At 66.9% G+C, this 16,783-nt stretch carries 17 protein-coding genes and 1 tRNA gene; 10 read left to right on the plus strand and 8 right to left on the minus strand.

The genetic code is table 11. The annotated features are described in order from the left end of the window. Positions 1 to 60: 60 nt before the first annotated feature. Positions 61 to 468, minus strand: a complete 408-nt coding sequence (gene flgB / locus ACO05L_RS13455) for a flagellar basal body rod protein FlgB (RefSeq protein ID WP_421729674.1) — start codon at positions 466 to 468, stop codon at positions 61 to 63. Positions 469 to 629: 161 nt separating this feature from the next. Between flgB and ACO05L_RS13460 the strand changes: the two genes are divergently transcribed. From ACO05L_RS13460 to ACO05L_RS13470, 3 genes are all read left to right on the plus strand, one after another. Further along, positions 630 to 899 (plus strand): FliO/MopB family protein, encoded by a 270-nt coding sequence (locus ACO05L_RS13460; RefSeq protein WP_421729675.1) that lies wholly within the window; start codon positions 630 to 632, stop codon positions 897 to 899. Beyond that, complete coding sequence (gene fliP, locus ACO05L_RS13465; protein ID WP_421729676.1) at positions 896 to 1,723, plus strand: flagellar type III secretion system pore protein FliP; 828 nt, start codon at positions 896 to 898, stop codon at positions 1,721 to 1,723. Before ACO05L_RS13460 ends, fliP begins: the two co-directional genes overlap by 4 nt. 114 nt (positions 1,724 to 1,837) lie before the next feature. Then, positions 1,838 to 2,116, plus strand: coding sequence for an HU family DNA-binding protein (locus ACO05L_RS13470; protein ID WP_421729677.1), 279 nt, complete (start codon positions 1,838 to 1,840; stop codon positions 2,114 to 2,116). Between the two features lie 9 nt (positions 2,117 to 2,125). Here ACO05L_RS13470 and ACO05L_RS13475 read toward each other — a convergent pair whose 3' ends face one another. Further along, complete coding sequence (locus ACO05L_RS13475) at positions 2,126 to 4,957, minus strand: tetratricopeptide repeat protein (protein WP_421729678.1); 2,832 nt, start codon at positions 4,955 to 4,957, stop codon at positions 2,126 to 2,128. A gap of 221 nt (positions 4,958 to 5,178) precedes the next feature. On the opposite strand from ACO05L_RS13475, the gene ACO05L_RS13480 reads away from it, so the two are divergent. Next, entirely contained in the window at positions 5,179 to 5,586 is a 408-nt protein-coding gene (locus ACO05L_RS13480; RefSeq protein WP_421729679.1) for a DUF983 domain-containing protein, read from the plus strand. Between the two features lie 27 nt (positions 5,587 to 5,613). Here the strand turns inward: ACO05L_RS13480 and ACO05L_RS13485 are convergent, their stop codons facing one another. The 3 genes from ACO05L_RS13485 to ACO05L_RS13495 form a co-directional block, all read right to left on the minus strand. Further along, positions 5,614 to 6,930 (minus strand): UDP-glucose dehydrogenase family protein, encoded by a 1,317-nt coding sequence (locus ACO05L_RS13485; RefSeq protein WP_421729680.1) that lies wholly within the window; start codon positions 6,928 to 6,930, stop codon positions 5,614 to 5,616. Positions 6,931 to 6,968: 38 nt separating this feature from the next. Then, positions 6,969 to 7,045, minus strand: a tRNA-Arg gene (locus tag ACO05L_RS13490). 383 nt (positions 7,046 to 7,428) lie between these two features. Further along, positions 7,429 to 7,959: a hypothetical protein gene (locus tag ACO05L_RS13495; RefSeq protein WP_421729681.1), complete on the minus strand. Its 531-nt coding sequence runs from the start codon at positions 7,957 to 7,959 to the stop codon at positions 7,429 to 7,431. A 100-nt stretch (positions 7,960 to 8,059) separates the two neighbouring features. On the opposite strand from ACO05L_RS13495, the gene ACO05L_RS13500 reads away from it, so the two are divergent. Then, positions 8,060 to 10,558, plus strand: a complete 2,499-nt coding sequence (locus ACO05L_RS13500) for a helicase-related protein (protein ID WP_421729682.1) — start codon at positions 8,060 to 8,062, stop codon at positions 10,556 to 10,558. A 1-nt stretch (position 10,559) separates the two neighbouring features. Beyond that, positions 10,560 to 10,859, plus strand: a complete 300-nt coding sequence (locus ACO05L_RS13505; protein WP_421729683.1) for an RNA-binding S4 domain-containing protein — start codon at positions 10,560 to 10,562, stop codon at positions 10,857 to 10,859. Positions 10,860 to 10,865: 6 nt separating this feature from the next. Here ACO05L_RS13505 and ACO05L_RS13510 read toward each other — a convergent pair whose 3' ends face one another. Then, a complete protein-coding gene (locus ACO05L_RS13510; RefSeq protein ID WP_421729684.1) occupies positions 10,866 to 11,498 on the minus strand; it encodes a YceI family protein in 633 nt (210 codons plus the stop codon). A gap of 215 nt (positions 11,499 to 11,713) precedes the next feature. Between ACO05L_RS13510 and fdxA the strand changes: the two genes are divergently transcribed. After that, on the plus strand, positions 11,714 to 12,055 hold the full coding sequence (fdxA, locus tag ACO05L_RS13515; RefSeq protein WP_421729685.1) for a ferredoxin FdxA: 342 nt from the start codon (positions 11,714 to 11,716) through the stop codon (positions 12,053 to 12,055). A 329-nt stretch (positions 12,056 to 12,384) separates the two neighbouring features. Beyond that, positions 12,385 to 12,942: a CarD family transcriptional regulator gene (locus tag ACO05L_RS13520; protein WP_421729686.1), complete on the plus strand. Its 558-nt coding sequence runs from the start codon at positions 12,385 to 12,387 to the stop codon at positions 12,940 to 12,942. Positions 12,943 to 13,035: 93 nt separating this feature from the next. Here the strand turns inward: ACO05L_RS13520 and ACO05L_RS13525 are convergent, their stop codons facing one another. Next, positions 13,036 to 13,521, minus strand: a complete 486-nt coding sequence (locus ACO05L_RS13525) for a DUF3617 domain-containing protein (protein ID WP_421729687.1) — start codon at positions 13,519 to 13,521, stop codon at positions 13,036 to 13,038. Positions 13,522 to 13,778: 257 nt separating this feature from the next. On the opposite strand from ACO05L_RS13525, the gene rpmB reads away from it, so the two are divergent. Both rpmB and ACO05L_RS13535 read left to right on the plus strand, forming a co-directional pair. Next, entirely contained in the window at positions 13,779 to 14,075 is a 297-nt protein-coding gene (gene rpmB / locus ACO05L_RS13530) for a 50S ribosomal protein L28 (protein WP_421729688.1), read from the plus strand. Positions 14,076 to 14,180: 105 nt separating this feature from the next. Beyond that, a complete protein-coding gene (locus tag ACO05L_RS13535) occupies positions 14,181 to 15,911 on the plus strand; it encodes a M1 family metallopeptidase (protein ID WP_421729689.1) in 1,731 nt (576 codons plus the stop codon). A gap of 9 nt (positions 15,912 to 15,920) precedes the next feature. Here the strand turns inward: ACO05L_RS13535 and ACO05L_RS13540 are convergent, their stop codons facing one another. Next, positions 15,921 to 16,697, minus strand: coding sequence for a transglutaminase-like domain-containing protein (locus ACO05L_RS13540; protein ID WP_421729690.1), 777 nt, complete (start codon positions 16,695 to 16,697; stop codon positions 15,921 to 15,923). Positions 16,698 to 16,783: the final 86 nt, after the last annotated feature.

The raw sequence follows: 16,783 nt of genomic DNA on the forward strand, positions 1-16,783 counted from the left end.
CTGGGAGGGATCGGATCGGTCATGTTTCAGCCTTGCAGCGCATCACTTGCCCGGAGCCCATCACTTGCCTGGCGCCCTAGCGGCCATACGCAGCATGGACATGGACTTCTGGTAGAGGCCGATGGCCGCGTCATAGGCCATGCGGCTCTCGGCCATCTTCAGCATCTGCTCTTCGACGACCACCGAGTTGCCATCCAGCGTGGTCTCGGAATCCGGCGCGGACGACGAGGTGAACCGCGCCACCGGCCCGGCCGGGGCGATGTGTGCAGTGTTGGTCCGCGTCATCTGCAGGGCGCCGCCCGAGCGCATGGCCTCGGCGAAGTCCGTTGGGGCCTTCAGGTCGCGCGCGGCGTATCCGGGCGTATCGGCGTTGGCGACGTTCTGGGCGACCACGCGCTGACGCTCGTCCAGCCAGGACAGACGGCCCTTGATCTGGCCCAACAGCGGCAGGTCGGTGAAGCTGGCCACGTCTCGAATCCCAAGGGCGACGCGCGCCGATCGGCAGAAAATGCCGCCCCTATGGTTAATGGGGCGTTAGCCGTCCGATTTCTCAACGCGGCGTTAACCATGACGCCCGACTCTGGCGCACGACCGGCGGCCTGAACGTTCGCGCCGGCGGGACCTCCGCGATGAACCTCCTCGACCTCGCTCGCGCCATCTTCGGCCTGGCTTTCGTTCTGGGCCTGATCGGCCTGGCCGCCTGGGCCGCGCGTCGCTATGCGCCCCAGGTGATGGCCAGACTTTCGGCCGAACGGGGCGAGCGCCGGATGCAGGTGGTCGAGACCCTGGTCCTGGATCCGGCCCGCCGCCTGGTCCTGGTCCGTGTCGACAGCGAGGAACGCCTGATCCTGCTGGGCGAGGGCCGCGAACTGATCGAACCGCGCGGGGAAGCGAAGTGACACCCCGGCCCAAACTCTTCGGCCTGCCCACCAAGGCTGAGTTGAAGCAGGCAGCCAAGCTGTCGTTGCTGACCACCCTCGTCTGCCTGATATGGCCCCTGGCCGCCTTCGCCCAGGATGCGGCGGCTGCGGGCGGCGCAGGCGCGGCCATCAATGTCGATCTGGGCACCGGCGCCGGGCTGACCGCCCGGGTGGTGCAACTGGTCGGGCTCATGACCGTGCTTTCCCTGGCGCCGTCGATCGTCATCATGACCACCAGCTTCGTGCGGATCATCGTCGTGCTGTCGCTGCTGCGGACCGCCCTGGGGATGCAGCAGTCGCCGCCGAACGCGGTTCTGGTCTCCCTAGCCCTGTTCCTGAGCGCCATCGTCATGGCTCCGACATGGCAGGACGCCTATGATTCGGGCATCCGCCCCCTGATGGATCAGCAGATCGAACTGCCTCAGGCCTTCGATCTGGCGTCGGAACCTGTGAAGACTTTCATGCTGGCTCAGGTGGACCAGAGCGACCTGGCCCTGTTCACCCGGCTGAGCCAGGTTGAGGTCCCCGAACAGGCCATCGACCTGCCCCTGCGGGTGGTCACTCCGGCCTTCATGATCAGCGAGTTGAAGACCGCCTTCGAAATTGGATTTCTCCTTTTCGTTCCGTTCCTTGTGATCGATTTGGTGGTCGCCAGCGTGCTGATGTCCATGGGTATGATGATGCTGCCGCCAGTGGTGGTTTCCCTGCCCTTCAAGCTGATCTTTTTCGTGCTCGTGGATGGGTGGAGACTGGTCGCCGGAAGCCTGGTCGAGAGCTTCCAGAGGGCGTCCGGCGGGGGCTGAATCCCCAGCCTGACAGCGTTTAAGCGCCATAGGCGCTTGCCAAGTCGCGTGAAAAGCGTGTTGATCCCCGGGTCATCGCCCTGAATCGGGCGGTTTTTTTGGAAACGACCCAACATGACCACTCAAGCTGAACTGATCGCCGCTGTCGCCAAGGACGCCGGCGTTTCGCAGGCCGACGCCGGCCGCGTTCTGGAAGCCATCGTCAAGAACATCCATTCGTCGCTGACGGATGGCGGCGACGTCCGCATCTCGAACCTGGGTGTTTTCGACACCGCCGCTCGCGCCGCTCGTGAAGGCCGCAACCCCGCCACGGGCGCGACGATCAACATCGCCGCTTCCAAGGCCGTGCGCTTCCGCGTGTCCAAGCCCCTCAAGGACGCCGTCAACAAGTAAGACGCGACGTCAGCCGCCCGCGGGTCTCGCGGCGGCCTGAGGTTGAGGACGGGCGGGAGCAGCAGCGCTGTTTCCGCCCGTTTCCTTTCTGAAGTCCGCCTTGGCCTGGTTGACCCAGCCGGCGAAGGTGTCGGCGCCGGCCGCGATGCCGGCAAAACCAGCCGAACCGCGCGTTTCATCGACGCCTTCCAGTGCGATGCGGATCGCCGCCGCCGAACGGGCCTGGGCGATGAAGGGCTGATAGTCGCGGGATAGCCGAGCCAGGGCCCCGGCATCCTTGGCCAGCGAATAGCCGACGCCGGCGCGGATCAGCCGGCTTTCCTCTTCGGCGGTCAGGGGCGCGGCGGTGTTCTTGTAGCGATCGCCCAGACGCTGGTCGTACAACCGTGCAGCCCCGGCCCAGTTCTGCTGTTTCCAGAACACCTCGGCGCGGACATCGCGCGCTGCCGGGCCATTGTCGGCGCCCAGCACCTCCAGCGCATGGTCATAGCGGCCCAAGTCCATCAGGGCACGCGCCTCAAGGCTGCGTCGCTCGGTGTTCAAGGCCGTGGGCAGAAGCGTCGTGCGCGAGCCCCAGATAGCCTGCAACGCCTTCTCGGGCTGGCGATCCATCAGATAGACGGTGGCCAGGTTGGTGGCGACCTGGGCCTTGGCCACGCCCTCCAGCCGCTCGTCGACCTGATGCTTCAGCAGTTCGGCCGCCTGATCCAGCAGATCGACGTCGATCAGACGCCGGGCAAGGCGTCGCACCATCTCGTCGCCGTCGGCGCCCACCGGGGTCAGCTCGCGGAAGTCATAGAATAGAGCCAGGGCCTGGACAGGTTGCAGCCCGTCCGCCGCCCCATCGAGGAACAGGGCCTTGAAGGTGTTGGTCAGGTCCGTCTGCAGTTCGGCCGCGCCGGGCAGAGAGCCCATCCGCTTGCCGGCGCCACGCAGGGCGTCCAGCGCCTCGCGATAGCGACCCTGCGACAGGTAGATCTCGCCCAGGGTGCGTATGACGGCCAGTTCGGTCGCATCACCGCGCCAGCGCCACTTCAGCTGTTCCAGCTCGGCCGCCGCCGCCTCGGGCTTGATCGCCCCCTTCGACAGTTCCAACCGCACGGCGCCCAGCCGGGCCGGGGTGGCCACGGCGTCCAGCGGCGCCCGCGCCACAGCCTTGTAAACCGCCAGCGCCCGATCCGACTGGCCGTCCAGTTCGAACAGCCGGGCCTGCACCAGGCGGGCCGTCAACTGATCGGCGGCCGGGGCATTCTGGCTGAAGGCGTAGGCCAGCAGGGAGCGGGACGCGGCCAGGTCGCCGGTCTCCAACGCCGCTAGGGCGTGGGCGGCGCCGAACCGCGCCTTCCAGGCATTGGGGAATTGATCGATGACCGGCGCGCCGGCGGCGAAGTTCGCCCGCGCCAGGGCCCAGTCGCCGCGCTGCACGGCCAGATATCCCTGCCAGACGCGTGTGGCCGGATCACCCGCCAGCGAACCGGCGGCAAAGTCCGCCTCGGCCTCTTCGAAACGATTGATCGAGGCCCGCGCCGCGCCGCGCAGGCCCCTGACCTCGGGTTCGCCCTGAAGGCTGGGCGTCTTGGCGATCATGGCGTTCAGCACGCCGATGGCCTCGAACCCCAGGCCAGACCCGACCAGGAACCGGGTCAGGGCCATGCGCGCCTCGATCGGAGTGCGCGGGTCGTCGGTGGACTGGATGGCTTCCTGGGCAGCCGCGTCCTGCAAGGCGCGGTAACGAGCCGAGAACCCGGCCTCGCCCGCATCGGACCAGTCGGCCAGGATCAGGGCGGGGGCCGAGGCCTTGCGCGGGGCGTGAGGCGCGTCGGTCGCCGCCTCCAGGGTCATGGAGGGCGAGGACAGGGCAAGGCCTCGCGGCCGCGCCAGGGTGACCAGATCCCCCTCGGCCTTGATGCTGAGGTCGTCGGTGGGCGTCTCGACCGCCAGCCCCTGGGCTGTCGGCAACAGGGTCAGGTCGATGGTGCGGCGTTTGCCGCCGAAGCCCTTGCCGGGCGCCAGGGCGGTCACGGCGGCGAAGCGATCGCCTGCCATGGGATCGGTCAGCCAGACGGCCTGTGTCGCCCCGGCCATCCGCGCCACCAGGGCGGGCGGACCGGCGTCATTGCGGTCGACATCCACGCCCGTCACCGACCCGGCGGGTCCGCCTATGGTTACGGTCCAGGTCGCACCCTGACCGCTGGCCGAGACGGCCAGGCCTTCGGGGGCGGCGATGCGGATGGCGGTATAGGTCGGCCCCACGGCCCAACGGGCGTCGCTGGCCGGGCCAAGAGCCGTGGTGCGGCCGGAAACGCGCGGCATATCCATCCGCGCGGCGGTGTCGAAGACGATCCAGACCGCCTCGCCGCGCCGGAACACCGCAGCCCCGACCGGCGCGCCCCAGGCGAAGCTCATCGTCAGGCGGTCAGGCGTGGCGGAGACGGCCACCGGTACGACGCCGCCTGCGGGAACTGCACTGGCGGGAGCGGGCGTGGGCGCAGCGCCGGGCGCATACAGGTTCAGCCACACCGCGCCGTCAGCGCTGCCCGACCGCGCATCGGCGCCTTCGGCCAGGGTCAGGACCAGTTCGGTGCCGCCCTGGATGGCGCGGGTCTCGACCTTCTCGACGCCCGGAGGCGGGTCGACCTTCAGCCGGGTCACGTCGGGGGCGGCGGTGGAGCCGATGCGGACGATGACCGCCTGGCCATCGCGGCGCACTCGCGCCCGCGACCCTACGGTTCCGGCGAACTCCACGCGGGTGAAGCCCGCGTTGGCGCCGATGCGGATGGTGACGGGTTCTGCAGCCCTGGACGCTTCCTGAGCCATGGCCGGTGCGACGGCCGCAGTCATGGGCGCAAGCACGACAGCCCCCATCGCGCCCAGCGCCACGGAGGTCCTTGCGATCGAAGCTCTTGAGCGCGCGCCGGCCATTCGCGCGCACCCTTGCGCGACCCGCCTTACATCGCGGTTAATGGAAGATGAGGGACGCCGGTTTGCTCGAGCCTGTGACAAACTCAGCCCTTGCATCGCAAGGTCGCAAGGCGGACATGGCCTAGGCAAGGAGCAGATCCATGTCAGACCCCGTCTATCCGCCGCTTTCCACGCTTTCGACCGGCATCCGCTGCCGCTGCCCGCGCTGCGGCGAGGGTCCGCTGCTGAAGGGCTATCTGACGATCCGGGACGAATGCCCGGTCTGCCACCTGGACTACAGCTTCGCCGATCCGGCGGACGGCCCCGCCTTCTTCGTCATGTCGGGCGTCGGCATCCTGGGCATGGTGTTGCTGATGGCGTTCGAGTTCACAGTCCACCCGCCGATCTGGGTGCACTTCGTCGCCACCATGCCGCTGATCGCCATCATGTGCATGGCGGTCCTGCGCCCCTTCAAGGGCTGGCTGGTCTCCGAGCAGTTCGTACACAAGGCCGCACCGCCCGAATGGGCCAGCATCGGCAAGCACGGCGAAGGCTCGAAGTGGCGCTGAGGCCCCGCGCCTGATCAGACCTGAACGTCAGGCTGGCGCGTCAGGCCGCCCTATGGAGCTGTAGGTAAAGCCCCTGCGGCGCATATCCTCGGCCTTGTAGACGTTGCGCAGATCGATCAGCACCGCCGACTCGACCAGCAGCTTGACCCGGTCCATGTCCAGCGCCCGGTACTCGTCCCACTCGGTCAGGATGACCACCGCATCGGCTCCGACGACGGCGTCATAGGCGCTGTCGCGATAGAGGATGTCGGGCATGAGCTTTTTGGCCTCGTCCATGCCTTCGGGGTCATGGGCCTGGACGGTGACGCCCGCTGCGATCAGGGCGGGCACGATCTCCAGACTAGGGCTGTCGCGCATATCGTCGGTGTTCGGCTTGAACGTCAGACCCAGCAGGGCGACCGTCTTGCCCCGTCCTGCGCCGCCGATGGCGTCGATGATCCGCTGCGCCATGGCCTTCTTGCGGGCGTCGTTGACCTCGACCGTCGTCTCGATCAGCCGAACGGGCGCGCCATACTGCTGAGCCGTGCGGACCAGGGCGATGGTGTCCTTGGGGAAGCAGGACCCGCCGTAGCCAGGCCCGGCGTGCAGGAACTTGCCGCCGATCCGCCCGTCCAGGCCGATGCCGCGGGCGACCTGCTGCACGTCCGCGCCCACCTTCTCGCAAAGATCCGCCATCTCGTTGATGAAGGTGATCTTCATGGCGAGGAAGGCGTTGCCCGCATACTTGATCAGCTCGGACGTGCGACGCGCCGTATAGACGACCGGGAACTCGTTCAGGCTCAGGGGGCGATAGAGCTCGGCCATGACCGTGCGGGCGCGTTCGTCGTCCGTGCCGATGACCACGCGGTCTGGTCGCTTGAAGTCCTCGATCGCGGCGCCTTCGCGCAGAAACTCGGGGTTGGAGACCACGGCGAACTCGGCGTCGGGGCGGGCCTTGCTGATGATGGCGTCGATCTCGTCGCCGGTGCCGACCGGCACGGTGGACTTGGTCACCACGACGGTGAAGCCTTCGATCAGGCCCGCGATCTCTTCGGCGGCGGCATAGACATATGACAGGTCCGCGTGGCCCTCGCCGCGGCGCGTCGGCGTCCCGACGGCGATGAAGACCACCTCGGCGTCGCGGATCGCCTGGGCGCCGTCCACAGCGAAGGTCAGGCGACCGGCGTTGACATTGCTCTCGACCAGGGCGGCCAGGCCGGGCTCATAGATCGGCATCTCGCCCCGGTTCAGGCGTTCGATCTTGGAGGCGTCCTTATCGACGCAGCAGACGCTGTGGCCGAAGTCGGCGAAACAGGCGCCGGACACTAGGCCGACATAGCCGGTGCCGATCATGGCGATACGCATCGTTCCCCCGAATTCGTTACAGCGACGCGTGACGTGATTGGCGACCCCGGAGGGACTCGAACCCCCGACCTCTGCTTTAGGAAAGCCTTGCTCTATCCGGCTGAGCTACGGGGTCACGCAAGGATGCCCTAGCGGGTCAAAGGCCGAGGGGGAAGCGGGCGTGAGCCCTGGGCGAACGGTTTCTGTCGCGAACCAGAGCGAGCCGCTGTGGCCCAGCGCCTTCCTCGCGATCGGTTCTTGTGGTTAATCCTGGTTAAGATACAATATCTTGTAGGGAACAAAGCCTGAATATGGCCGTGTCACTGATTCGGTCCTGATTCGTTTCGCCCCTGTTCCACACAGTGACGGTTACGGCTTAACCCTTGGTCCCAGTCACGCTGGCGTTCGCCTCACCCGGAATGAAACCGGGTCTGAACAGTCTGAAATCGGATCGGGATCGTGCGGCAGCCGCGCTCGATCCAATCCTGCCAGGGCCTCAACCCTGTAAGGTCGAAACCCTCAGAGCGGTCCTGCAGGATGGATGGCGGGTGCGGTCACGGCCGGCGCAGGCTCTGGCGCAGCGGGAGCGGCCAGGACTGGCGCGCTAGGCGAAGGGGCGGAACCGGCAGCCGCCATATCGGAACCTGCGGCGGACATTTCAGACGCTTCTGCGGTCTGTTCGGGATTGCAGTTCTTTCCGGCGTAGAGACCGTTCAGATAGTTCCAGCGATCGCGGTCCGCCTGGGCCTCGGCCTCGCGGCGCTCGCGGCCGGGCGCGGTCACGGCGTCGGCGCCCGCGATCGCCAGGCCCACGCCGGGAACCAGCATACTCGCGCCCGTCTTGGCGACAGCTCCGACCCGCCCCAGCAGTCCGCCTCCCTCGCCTTCGCCCATGCGGGCGCTGATTTCGGCGGCCTCCTCCGACATCTGGATGCAGGTCAGCTCGGGATCGCCCTGACGCACGACGGTGGCGGATTGCTGGGCGGCCGAGGCTGTCGCGGCGGTCAGCAGAAGGGCGCAGGCGGGCGCGGCGATTAGACGATAGCGCATGGGGTCTCTCCGTCCGGTTCGGCGACATAACGAGACCCGACGCCGATCCGTTGCGCTCCCGCTTGAGGAACCCGAGGCGAATCGCCACCTTATGAGGATCATGAGCGATCGCCCCACCGGCCTCGCCCCATCCCGCGTCGTCGCGGTGCTGGGGCCGACCAACACCGGCAAGACCCATCTGGCGGTCGAGCGGATGCTGGGTCACGCCTCGGGCATGATCGGCCTGCCGTTGCGGCTGCTGGCGCGCGAAATCTACGAGCGGATCGTCAAGCAGCGGGGCGCGGCCGCCGTCGCCCTGATCACCGGCGAGGAGAAGATAATCCCGACGCGGCCCCACTACTGGGTCTGCACCGTCGAGGCCATGCCGCTGGAGCGTGAGGTCGAGTTCCTGGCCGTGGATGAGATCCAGCTGTGCGCCGATCCGGAGCGGGGCCATGTCTTCACCAATCGCCTGCTGCACGCGCGCGGGCGGTTCGAGACCATGTTCTTGGGTGCCGGGACCATGGCGCCCCTGATGCGTCGGCTGATCCCCGACATCGAGATCGTCACCCGCGAACGCCTGTCGCACCTGTCCTATGCGGGCTCCAAGAAGCTGACCCGCCTGCCCCGCCGCAGCGCCATCGTCGCCTTCAGCACGGAACAGGTCTACGCCATCGCCGAGCTGATCCGCAGGCAACGCGGCGGGGCGGCGGTGGTGATGGGAAGCCTCAGTCCCCGCACGCGCAACGCCCAGGTCGCCCTGTTCCAGTCGGGCGAGGTGGACTTCCTGGTGGCCACCGACGCCATCGGCATGGGGCTGAACATGGACGTGGACCATGTCGCCTTTGCTGGCATGAGGAAGTTCGACGGTCGGCGCACCCGCTGGCTGCACGCCCACGAGATCGCCCAGATCGCCGGCCGCGCCGGACGCCACATCCGCGACGGCACCTTTGGCGTCACCGGCGAATGCGACGAGCTGGACGAGGACCTGGTCGAACAGGTCGTCAGTCATCAGTTCGAGCCGGTGCAGAACGCCGAGTGGCGCAACGCCCGGCTGGATTTCGACACCCTGCCTGACCTGTTGAGGTCCCTGGTGCAGACGCCCAACCGAGCGGGGCTGAAGCTGACCCTGCCGTCGCTGGACGAGACCCTGTTGCGCCGGGCCATGCAGGACGACGATATCAAGAGGATCGGACGCTCTCGCGGAACCATCATGCGGCTGTGGGAATGCTGCCAGCTGCCCGACTTCCAGAAGACCACGCTGGACGAGCATGCCCGGTTGTCGCGCGACATATTCCACGCCCTGACCGGCAAGCGCGGGCGGCTGACCGACGACTGGTTCGCCCCGCGCTTCGCCGAACTGGACCGCGACGACGGCCAGATCGACCAGCTGTCGGCGCGCCTCAGCGGGGTGCGGACCCTGAGCTATATCGCCGCCCGGCCCGACTGGCTGGAGGGGCACAAGGGCTGGCGCGACCGGACCCGCGCGCTGGAGGACCGGCTGTCCGACGTGCTGCACGAACGGCTGACCGCGCGGTTCGTGGACAGGAAGACCACCGCCCTGATGCGGTCGCTGCATGACCGTGAAGACGCCCTGGCCGAGGTGGCGGACGACGGCGCTGTCAGCGTGGACGGCGAAACGGTCGGGCATCTGGAGGGTGTGCGGTTTGCGCTGGAAAGCGGCGGATCGGCCCTGGCAGACCGTACCCTGAAGGCGGCGGCGTTGAAGGCCGTGACGCCAGAGATCAACCGGCGGCTGGGCCGACTGGCGGCCGATGCGGACGAGGCGTTTTCGGTGACACCAGAAGGTGACGTGCTCTGGTCCGGCGCCCTGGCGGCCAGGATCGTCAACACCGAACCCTTCAGCCCCCGCGTCCGTCTGATCGGCGAACTGGGTCCCGAGGCGGCGCGCGACCGTGCCCAGCGGCGGATCGAGGCCTGGCTGGCGGCAGAGGCCGGGCGGGCCTTACGGGACCTGAGGCGGCTGAAACAGGCGGTCGAGAGCGGGGCCCTGAAGGGCCTGCCGCGCGGCATCGCCTTTCGCCTGATCGAGGCCGGAGGCGTCATCGACCGCCGCGACGTGGAGCGCGACCTGCACGCCCTCAGCCAGGTCGAGCGACGCACCATCCGCACCTTCGCCATCCGGGTGGGGGCGCATTCGGTCTGGCTGCCCGGCGTCTTGAAGCCGCGGGGGCGGATGATGGCGCAGGCCTTCACGGCGGTCGAGCCGTTCCGCGCGTCGGGCGACGGCGTCGCCATACTGCCCCTCCCCGCCCCGTCGGCCCGCGCCCTGTCGGCCTTCGGGCGTCGCGCGGCCGGCCGCTGGTCGGCGCCGGTCGAGATGCTGGAGAAACTCGCCGATCTGAAGACGGCGGCGGGCAAGGGCAATATCCCCGACGCCGCCCTGACCGCGCTAGGCCTGAGACCGGCAGAGGCGGGCGCCCTTCTGTCGGCGCTGAAGACAGTCCGGGCGCAGATGCCGGATCGTGAAGGTCGCGCGATCACCGTGGTGAAGGATTCGCCCTTCGCCAAACTGGCCGAACTGACAGCCGCCCCGGTTCAGCCCGCGCGTCGCAAACGCCCTCGCCGCAAGAATGCGGCGGCGTCTCAGGCCTCGTGAGTTGAGCGATCCCTCGGTCCGCATCGATATCTGGCTGTGGCGTGCTCGGTTCGCCAAGACGCGGTCGCTGGCCGCCGCCCTGGTCGAGCGCGGGGCGGTGCGGCTGACCCATGCCGGCCGGCAGACGCGGCTCGACAAGCCCAGCCGCGTCGTCCACCTCGGCGACGAGATCACCTTCGCCCTCGACGGACGGGTGACCGCCGTACGGGTCGAGGCCCTGGGCGAACGGCGCGGACCCCCGATGGAGGCCCGCGCCCTCTATGTTTCGCTCACTGACGAAACGCCGGACAGTGAGCGCTAAGCGCCTTTAGGGCTGCTTGACGAACTCGCCTTCGATGTGAAGCTCAACCTCGTCGCCGACGGCGGGCAGACCGTAGCTGATGCCGAAGTCGCTGCGCTTGATGGTGGTCTCGCCGTCGAAGCCGACCTTGTAGGTATTGCCCATCGACGGACCAGCCTGGTTGAACTGAACCTCCAGCGTCACCGACTTGGTCACGCCGCGCAGGGTCAGGTCGCCGACCACATCGGCCTCGGTCGGGTCTTCGGCGTCAATGGTGATCGACCGGGCGACGAAGGTCGCGGTCGGGAACTGGGCCGCATCGAAGAAGTCGGGGGTCTGCAGGTGGCCCTTAAGCCCGTCGTCATTGGGGGCGACATCGGCGATCGGCACGGTGGCGGTAAGGGTGCTGGCCGATGGATTGGCCGGGTCCAGCGTCAGGTCGGCCGAGACGTTGGTGAACTGGCCGACGTAGTGAGAGAAGCCCAGGTGGTTGACCTTCCAGGTGATCTTGCCGTGCGAGGCGTCCAGCTTGTAGGTCCCGGCCTGAACCTCGGCGGGAACCTTGGTGGTTGCCGACTGGGCGGTGACCACCCCGCCGATCAGGCTGAAGGCGATCACAGTAGCGGCGGCGGAACGGGCGAGCAGGCGACGGTTCATCATGGAAATCTCCGTTGGCGATGGGTGGTGAAAGACGGTGGGACGAAGGGATAACTGCAATCGACACTGATGCAAATGGGGCAGATCAGCACGAGGACAAGAGCTTTGCTGTCCAACGCCTTCAGCACCGTTCGGTTGACAGGCGACCGCGCCGGGGTCATGTCCCCTCGCTCAATCGAGCCATCTCCCTCTTTTTGCTGACCTGATTTTCGCGCCCCATGACCTACATCGTCACCGACGCCTGCGTGAAATGTAAGTTCATGGACTGCGTCGAAGTGTGTCCGGTGGACTGCTTCTACGAGGGCGAGAACTTCCTGGTCATCGCGCCGGACGAATGCATCGACTGCGGCGTCTGCGAGCCGGAATGCCCGATCGACGCGATCAAGCCGGACACCGAGGACGAGCCCGACGGCAAGTGGCTGCAGGTCAACGCCGAATACGCCAAGGTCTGGCCCAACATCACCGTCAAGGGCACGCCCCCCGCCGACCGCGAGGACTGGGAGCGAGTGACCGACAAGTTCGAGAAGCACTTCAGCCCCAACCCAGGCAAGGGGTCCTGACCCCGCACTGAAGCTCTGCCGCAATGCGGTCATAATGTGCCGCGTCTGCGAACGTCCGAGGCGGACGTTTTGAAATTGCCTCGTTTTGTGATATGTTCCTTCACATTGGATCGGGCGGACCGCGTTTCTGACGCGCCGCCCGTGTTTGCGACAGAATCCCGCCCATGACGGCGGGATCGGCCAGAGGTTTGGTGATCCGTTTCCGTTTTTGACGCCTGGATTTCCAACCGGCGGTCCGCCTCGATCAGAGGCCGGTCCGGCGGCGGGGAATCCGTTTGCGTCGAACGCGCCTGCGTTCGCCCGACCCTTGCGTCCGGGAAAGGAATGACATGACAACCAAGAGCGTTCTGGAATTCAAGGTTGGCGATGCGGTCGTCTATCCGGCGCACGGCGTCGGCAAGGTTGCTGCCGTCGAGGTCCAGGAAATCGCCGGAATGTCGCTCGAGGTCTATGTCGTGACCTTCGACCACGAGAAGATGACCCTGCGCGTCCCCACCAAGAAGGCCAAGACGGCCGGCCTGCGTTCGCTGGCTGGCGACGATGTCGTGACCAAGGCCCTGACGACCCTGAAGGGCCGCGCCCGCATCAAGCGCACGATGTGGAGCCGCCGCGCTCAGGAATATGAAGCCAAGATCAACTCGGGCGACCTGATCTCGATCGCCGAGGTCGTCCGCGACCTTCACCGCGCCGACTCGCAGCCGGAACAGTCCTATTCGGAACGCCAGCTGTACGAATCGGCTCTCGACCGGATGGCCCGCGAAGTCGCCGCCGCCAACCGCATCGACAAGGAAGACGCCGTCAAGCTGCTGGCCAAGTCGCTGAGCGCCAAGAAGGCCGTCATCGCCGCTGCGGCCGAAGAAGAAGCCGAAGAGGCCGAAGCGGCCTGATCCCTCGCGGATCCCTGCATATCGAAAAGGCCCGGTGGCGACACCGGGCCTTTTTTCTTGCCTCCCTCTCTCGCGGGGGAGGAGGACGGGTCCTCAGAAATACTCGGCGTTCGCCGGGCATTGCGCGCTGATGCGGCGGGCGGTGATGGTGGCGGGGATATAGGGGCTCCACAGGCCGGCGGCGCGGACCGAGGCGCCTCCGCGGAAGCTGAAGCTCTCGGGCTGATAGGTCCCGTTCAGCCGAACCCGGACCTGACGTCCGCTGCGCGAAACACAGCTTCCCTCGAACCGGGCATTTCCCGACCCGACCTCGCGCACCGGATAGGTGCACTGATATCGACGCGTCGACAGACCGCCGAAGAAGCGGTTGATCTCGGACGGACGAACGCACTTCTGCTCGGTGTCGCGGCTGCCAACGGCGCTGGTGGTGTATTCCCAATAGCCAGGAAGGACCGGCGGCTGACTGGTCTGGGCTTGAAGTCCCGAAGACGGCGCAGCCAGAATCAGCCCGCCCGCCAGCGCCGGGGCGACGACGGCGGCGATCCGCAGAAACGCGCTCTTGTTAATGAATTTTGGCATCGGGAAACCTTGGAAAGCGGCGGCGATGGGAGCGCCCTTGGATGACATGACTATATGCCCGCAATTGAACGGGCGCTGAACAGGCCGGTTGCTGCGTCATCAACCTGATGCAGGACGACCGACTCGGCTTGACGCGACGACGACGTTTCCTCTATACGGCCCCCTCTCGCGCAAGGGCTTCCCTTGCGCGTCTCCATTTCATGCGGTCGCCAGCCTGGTTCGCCAGGCGAGGCGGAAGCGGTCTCAAGGATTTCGTCATGTCGCGTCGTTGCGAACTCACCGGTATCGGCCCGATGGTCGGCCATCACGTGAGCCACTCGAATGTGAAGACCAAGCGCCGCTTTTTGCCGTCGCTTAAGAAGGTCAAGCTGGCTTCGGAAGCCCTGGGTCAATCCTATACCCTGCGCATCTCCAACGCCGCTCTGCGCACCCTGGACTACAAGGGCGGCCTGGACGCCTATATCGTCAAGGCCGGCGACGAGCAGCTGTCGCCCGCAGCCCAGAAGATCAAGCGCCAGGTCAAGGCCAAGATCGCCGAGCTGGCCGCCGCTTAAGCGACGCCTCTCCTGCAAGATTTGAAAAGGCCGGTGGAAACGCCGGCCTTTTTCTTTGCCCGCCTTTTGCTTTGCCCCCGCCGGATCGCCGGATAGGCTGGGGCCATGTTCAAGACCTTCACACGCGCCGCGCTGATCGCCGGCATGATGACCAGCCTGGTGGCGCTCTCGCCCGCCGTGGCTCAGGACCGCAATGCCCAAGGCGGCCCGCAGTCCAGCGCCTTCACGATGGAAACCGACCTGCCGCGCACGCCCGAACAGGAGGCTGTGCGCTTCGACAAGGCCGACCTGTCCCTGATCGTCCTGCCTCAGGACAAGGCCATTCGTGGCGTTGCGGTGCTGGACTTCGCCGTTCTGGCGCCTGTCGACCGGCTATCGGTCGAGCTGGACGCCCTGTTCGATGTGTCGGACGTGCAGGTCGATGGCCAGACCATCGCACTAGGCGGCTGGACCAATCCCGAGGGCCGCATGACCATCATGCTGCCGCGTCCGCTGGCTGCGGGCGAAACCACGTCTCTGCGCATCGCCTACGGCGGCCAGCCGCGCACGGCGCGCCACGCTCCCTGGGACGGCGGCTTTGTCTGGTCCACCGCGCCGACCGGCGAACCCTGGATCGGCACGGCCATGCAGTTGGAAGGCTGCGACCTGATCTTCCCCTGCATCGACAACTCCAATGCCGAGCCGGGCCGGGTGGACATCCACATCACCGTACCGTCCGACGTCAGCGCCCCCGCCAACGGGACCTTCGTCAGCAAGGCGGACAACGGCGACGGCACGACGACCTGGAATTGGACGGTCCAGAACCCCAACATCTATGCGGTCAACATCAACGTCGGCCCCTATGACGAGATGACCGCGCCGTATCAGAGCCGGTTCGGCAACACGATCCCGATGTCCTACTGGTATCTGAAGTCGGACAAGCCCGAGGACGTTCAGCGGCTGTTCGCCGAGTTCCCCGTCATGCTGGACTTCTTCGAACAGGTCGTCGGCCCCTACCCCTTCGGCTATGAGAAGATGGGGGTGGTCGAAACGCCCTACCTGGGCATGGAGCACCAGACGATCAACGCCTACGGCAACGGCTATAAGCAGTCCAAGGAGGGTTACGATACCCTGCTGCAGCACGAGTTCGCGCACGAGTGGTTCGCCAACCAGCTGACCAACGCCAACGCCGACCATATGTGGCTGCACGAGGGGCTGGGCACCTATATGCAGCCGCTTTTCGCCGGCTGGCTGCGCGGCGACCGTTACATGCAGCGCGAACTGGCCGACCAGCGCGACGGACTGATCAACCGGTTCCCCGTCGTGTCGCGCACCGACCGCACCGTCGATCAGGTCTATGGCGGCTCCCAGGGACCGGGCGGCGACATCTACAACAAGGGCTCGCTGATCGCCCACAGCCTGCACATGCTGCTGGGCGACAACGAGTTCTTCGAGGCCCTGCGCATCCTGGTCTATGGCCGCGCCGACCCGCGGCCTGGAAATTTCACGCCCCAGACGCGCACGACCGCCGACTTCAACACCATCGTGAACCAAGTCAGCGGGCGGAACTACGACTGGTTCTTCAACGCCTATCTGTACGAAGCCGCCCTGCCCGTCCTGAGCCAGACACGGAACGGCGACCGGCTGGACCTGGCCTGGAGCACGCCTGCGGGTGCCTTCCCCATGCCGGTCGAGGTCGAGGTGGATGGGCAGGTGCGCACTTTGGCGATGCGCGACGGGCGCGGGTCCGTCCAGGCCCGACCGGGCGCCCTCGTGGTCATCGACCCCAGGAACAAGGTCCTGCGCCAGGACGACGCCGTCGACCGCTCCCAGGCCTGGCGCAGCGCCAATCGCTAAGGCCGGCCCCTAGGCCGCCTCGGCCGTGATGGACTGCGAGATCATCTTGCAGGCGCCCTGGGTGCTCAAGAAGGCGATGTCGGCGGCGTCGCGGCCGCAGGCGATGCGCACCAGTCCTTCGATCGGGGCCAGGCCGGTCGGGTCGACCAGCCACCAGCCGTTGTCCAGATAGACCTCGAAGATGGCGTGGAAATCCGGCGGCTGAAGCTGGTGGGCGTAGGCGCTGACTGCGCGGGCGGGGATGCCCGAGGCGCGGCACAGGGTGATGCCCAGGTGAGTGAAGTCGCGGCACACCCCGGCACGGTCGATAAAGGTCCGCGCCGCCGTGGTCTCGCTGTCCGAGACGCCGTGTTCGTAATCGACGTGTTCGGTGATCCAGCCCAGGATAGCCAGCACGCGCTCGCCGCCGGATGTCTCGCCGAACTGACGCTGGACGAAGCGGCCGAACTGGTCTGACGGGCAGTAGCGGCTAGGCAACAGATAGGTCAGCACCTCCGCAGGGAGGTCGTTCCAGTCGTGCTGGGACACACCGGGCGGCAGACCCTGGAGCAGGCCGTTCTCGACTACCGCCTCGTAGACCAGCCGCACATCACCCTGGAGGTGCGCCCTCAGGGTGCGGGCGCCGAACTCGGCGTCCTTGTCCTCGTGAAAGGTCACCTGGGGCGAGGTGGTCAGGGTCTCTTCGAGGATCTCCTGGCCCGGCCAGTGGGCGACCTCGATCTGATAGATGGCGTCGGTCGGCGGGTCGAACCGATAGACCAATTCACAACGGACGCGCAGCTTCATGGGCGGGGACTGGTCTCTTAGGATGGGGGCGAGGTCGCGCTGCTCAACGGCGTGCACGTTCGCCCGTTCCGTTAGAGGCGGATGGC

This window comes from Brevundimonas sp. (assembly GCF_965227765.1).
Classification (GTDB): domain Bacteria; phylum Pseudomonadota; class Alphaproteobacteria; order Caulobacterales; family Caulobacteraceae; genus Brevundimonas.

Coding starts and splice junctions, on each gene's coding strand:
- ACO05L_RS13460 (WP_421729675.1), top strand. CDS start 630: ATGAACCTCCTCGACCTCGCTCGCGCCATCTTCGGCCTGGCTTTCGTT.
- ACO05L_RS13470 (WP_421729677.1), top strand. CDS start 1,838: ATGACCACTCAAGCTGAACTGATCGCCGCTGTCGCCAAGGACGCCGGC.
- ACO05L_RS13475 (WP_421729678.1), bottom strand. CDS start 4,957: ATGACTGCGGCCGTCGCACCGGCCATGGCTCAGGAAGCGTCCAGGGCT.
- ACO05L_RS13480 (WP_421729679.1), top strand. CDS start 5,179: ATGTCAGACCCCGTCTATCCGCCGCTTTCCACGCTTTCGACCGGCATC.
- ACO05L_RS13485 (WP_421729680.1), bottom strand. CDS start 6,930: ATGCGTATCGCCATGATCGGCACCGGCTATGTCGGCCTAGTGTCCGGC.
- ACO05L_RS13495 (WP_421729681.1), bottom strand. CDS start 7,959: ATGCGCTATCGTCTAATCGCCGCGCCCGCCTGCGCCCTTCTGCTGACC.
- ACO05L_RS13500 (WP_421729682.1), top strand. CDS start 8,060: ATGAGCGATCGCCCCACCGGCCTCGCCCCATCCCGCGTCGTCGCGGTG.
- ACO05L_RS13510 (WP_421729684.1), bottom strand. CDS start 11,498: ATGATGAACCGTCGCCTGCTCGCCCGTTCCGCCGCCGCTACTGTGATC.
- fdxA (WP_421729685.1), top strand. CDS start 11,714: ATGACCTACATCGTCACCGACGCCTGCGTGAAATGTAAGTTCATGGAC.
- ACO05L_RS13520 (WP_421729686.1), top strand. CDS start 12,385: ATGACAACCAAGAGCGTTCTGGAATTCAAGGTTGGCGATGCGGTCGTC.
- ACO05L_RS13525 (WP_421729687.1), bottom strand. CDS start 13,521: ATGCCAAAATTCATTAACAAGAGCGCGTTTCTGCGGATCGCCGCCGTC.
- rpmB (WP_421729688.1), top strand. CDS start 13,779: ATGTCGCGTCGTTGCGAACTCACCGGTATCGGCCCGATGGTCGGCCAT.
- ACO05L_RS13535 (WP_421729689.1), top strand. CDS start 14,181: ATGTTCAAGACCTTCACACGCGCCGCGCTGATCGCCGGCATGATGACC.
- ACO05L_RS13540 (WP_421729690.1), bottom strand. CDS start 16,697: ATGAAGCTGCGCGTCCGTTGTGAATTGGTCTATCGGTTCGACCCGCCG.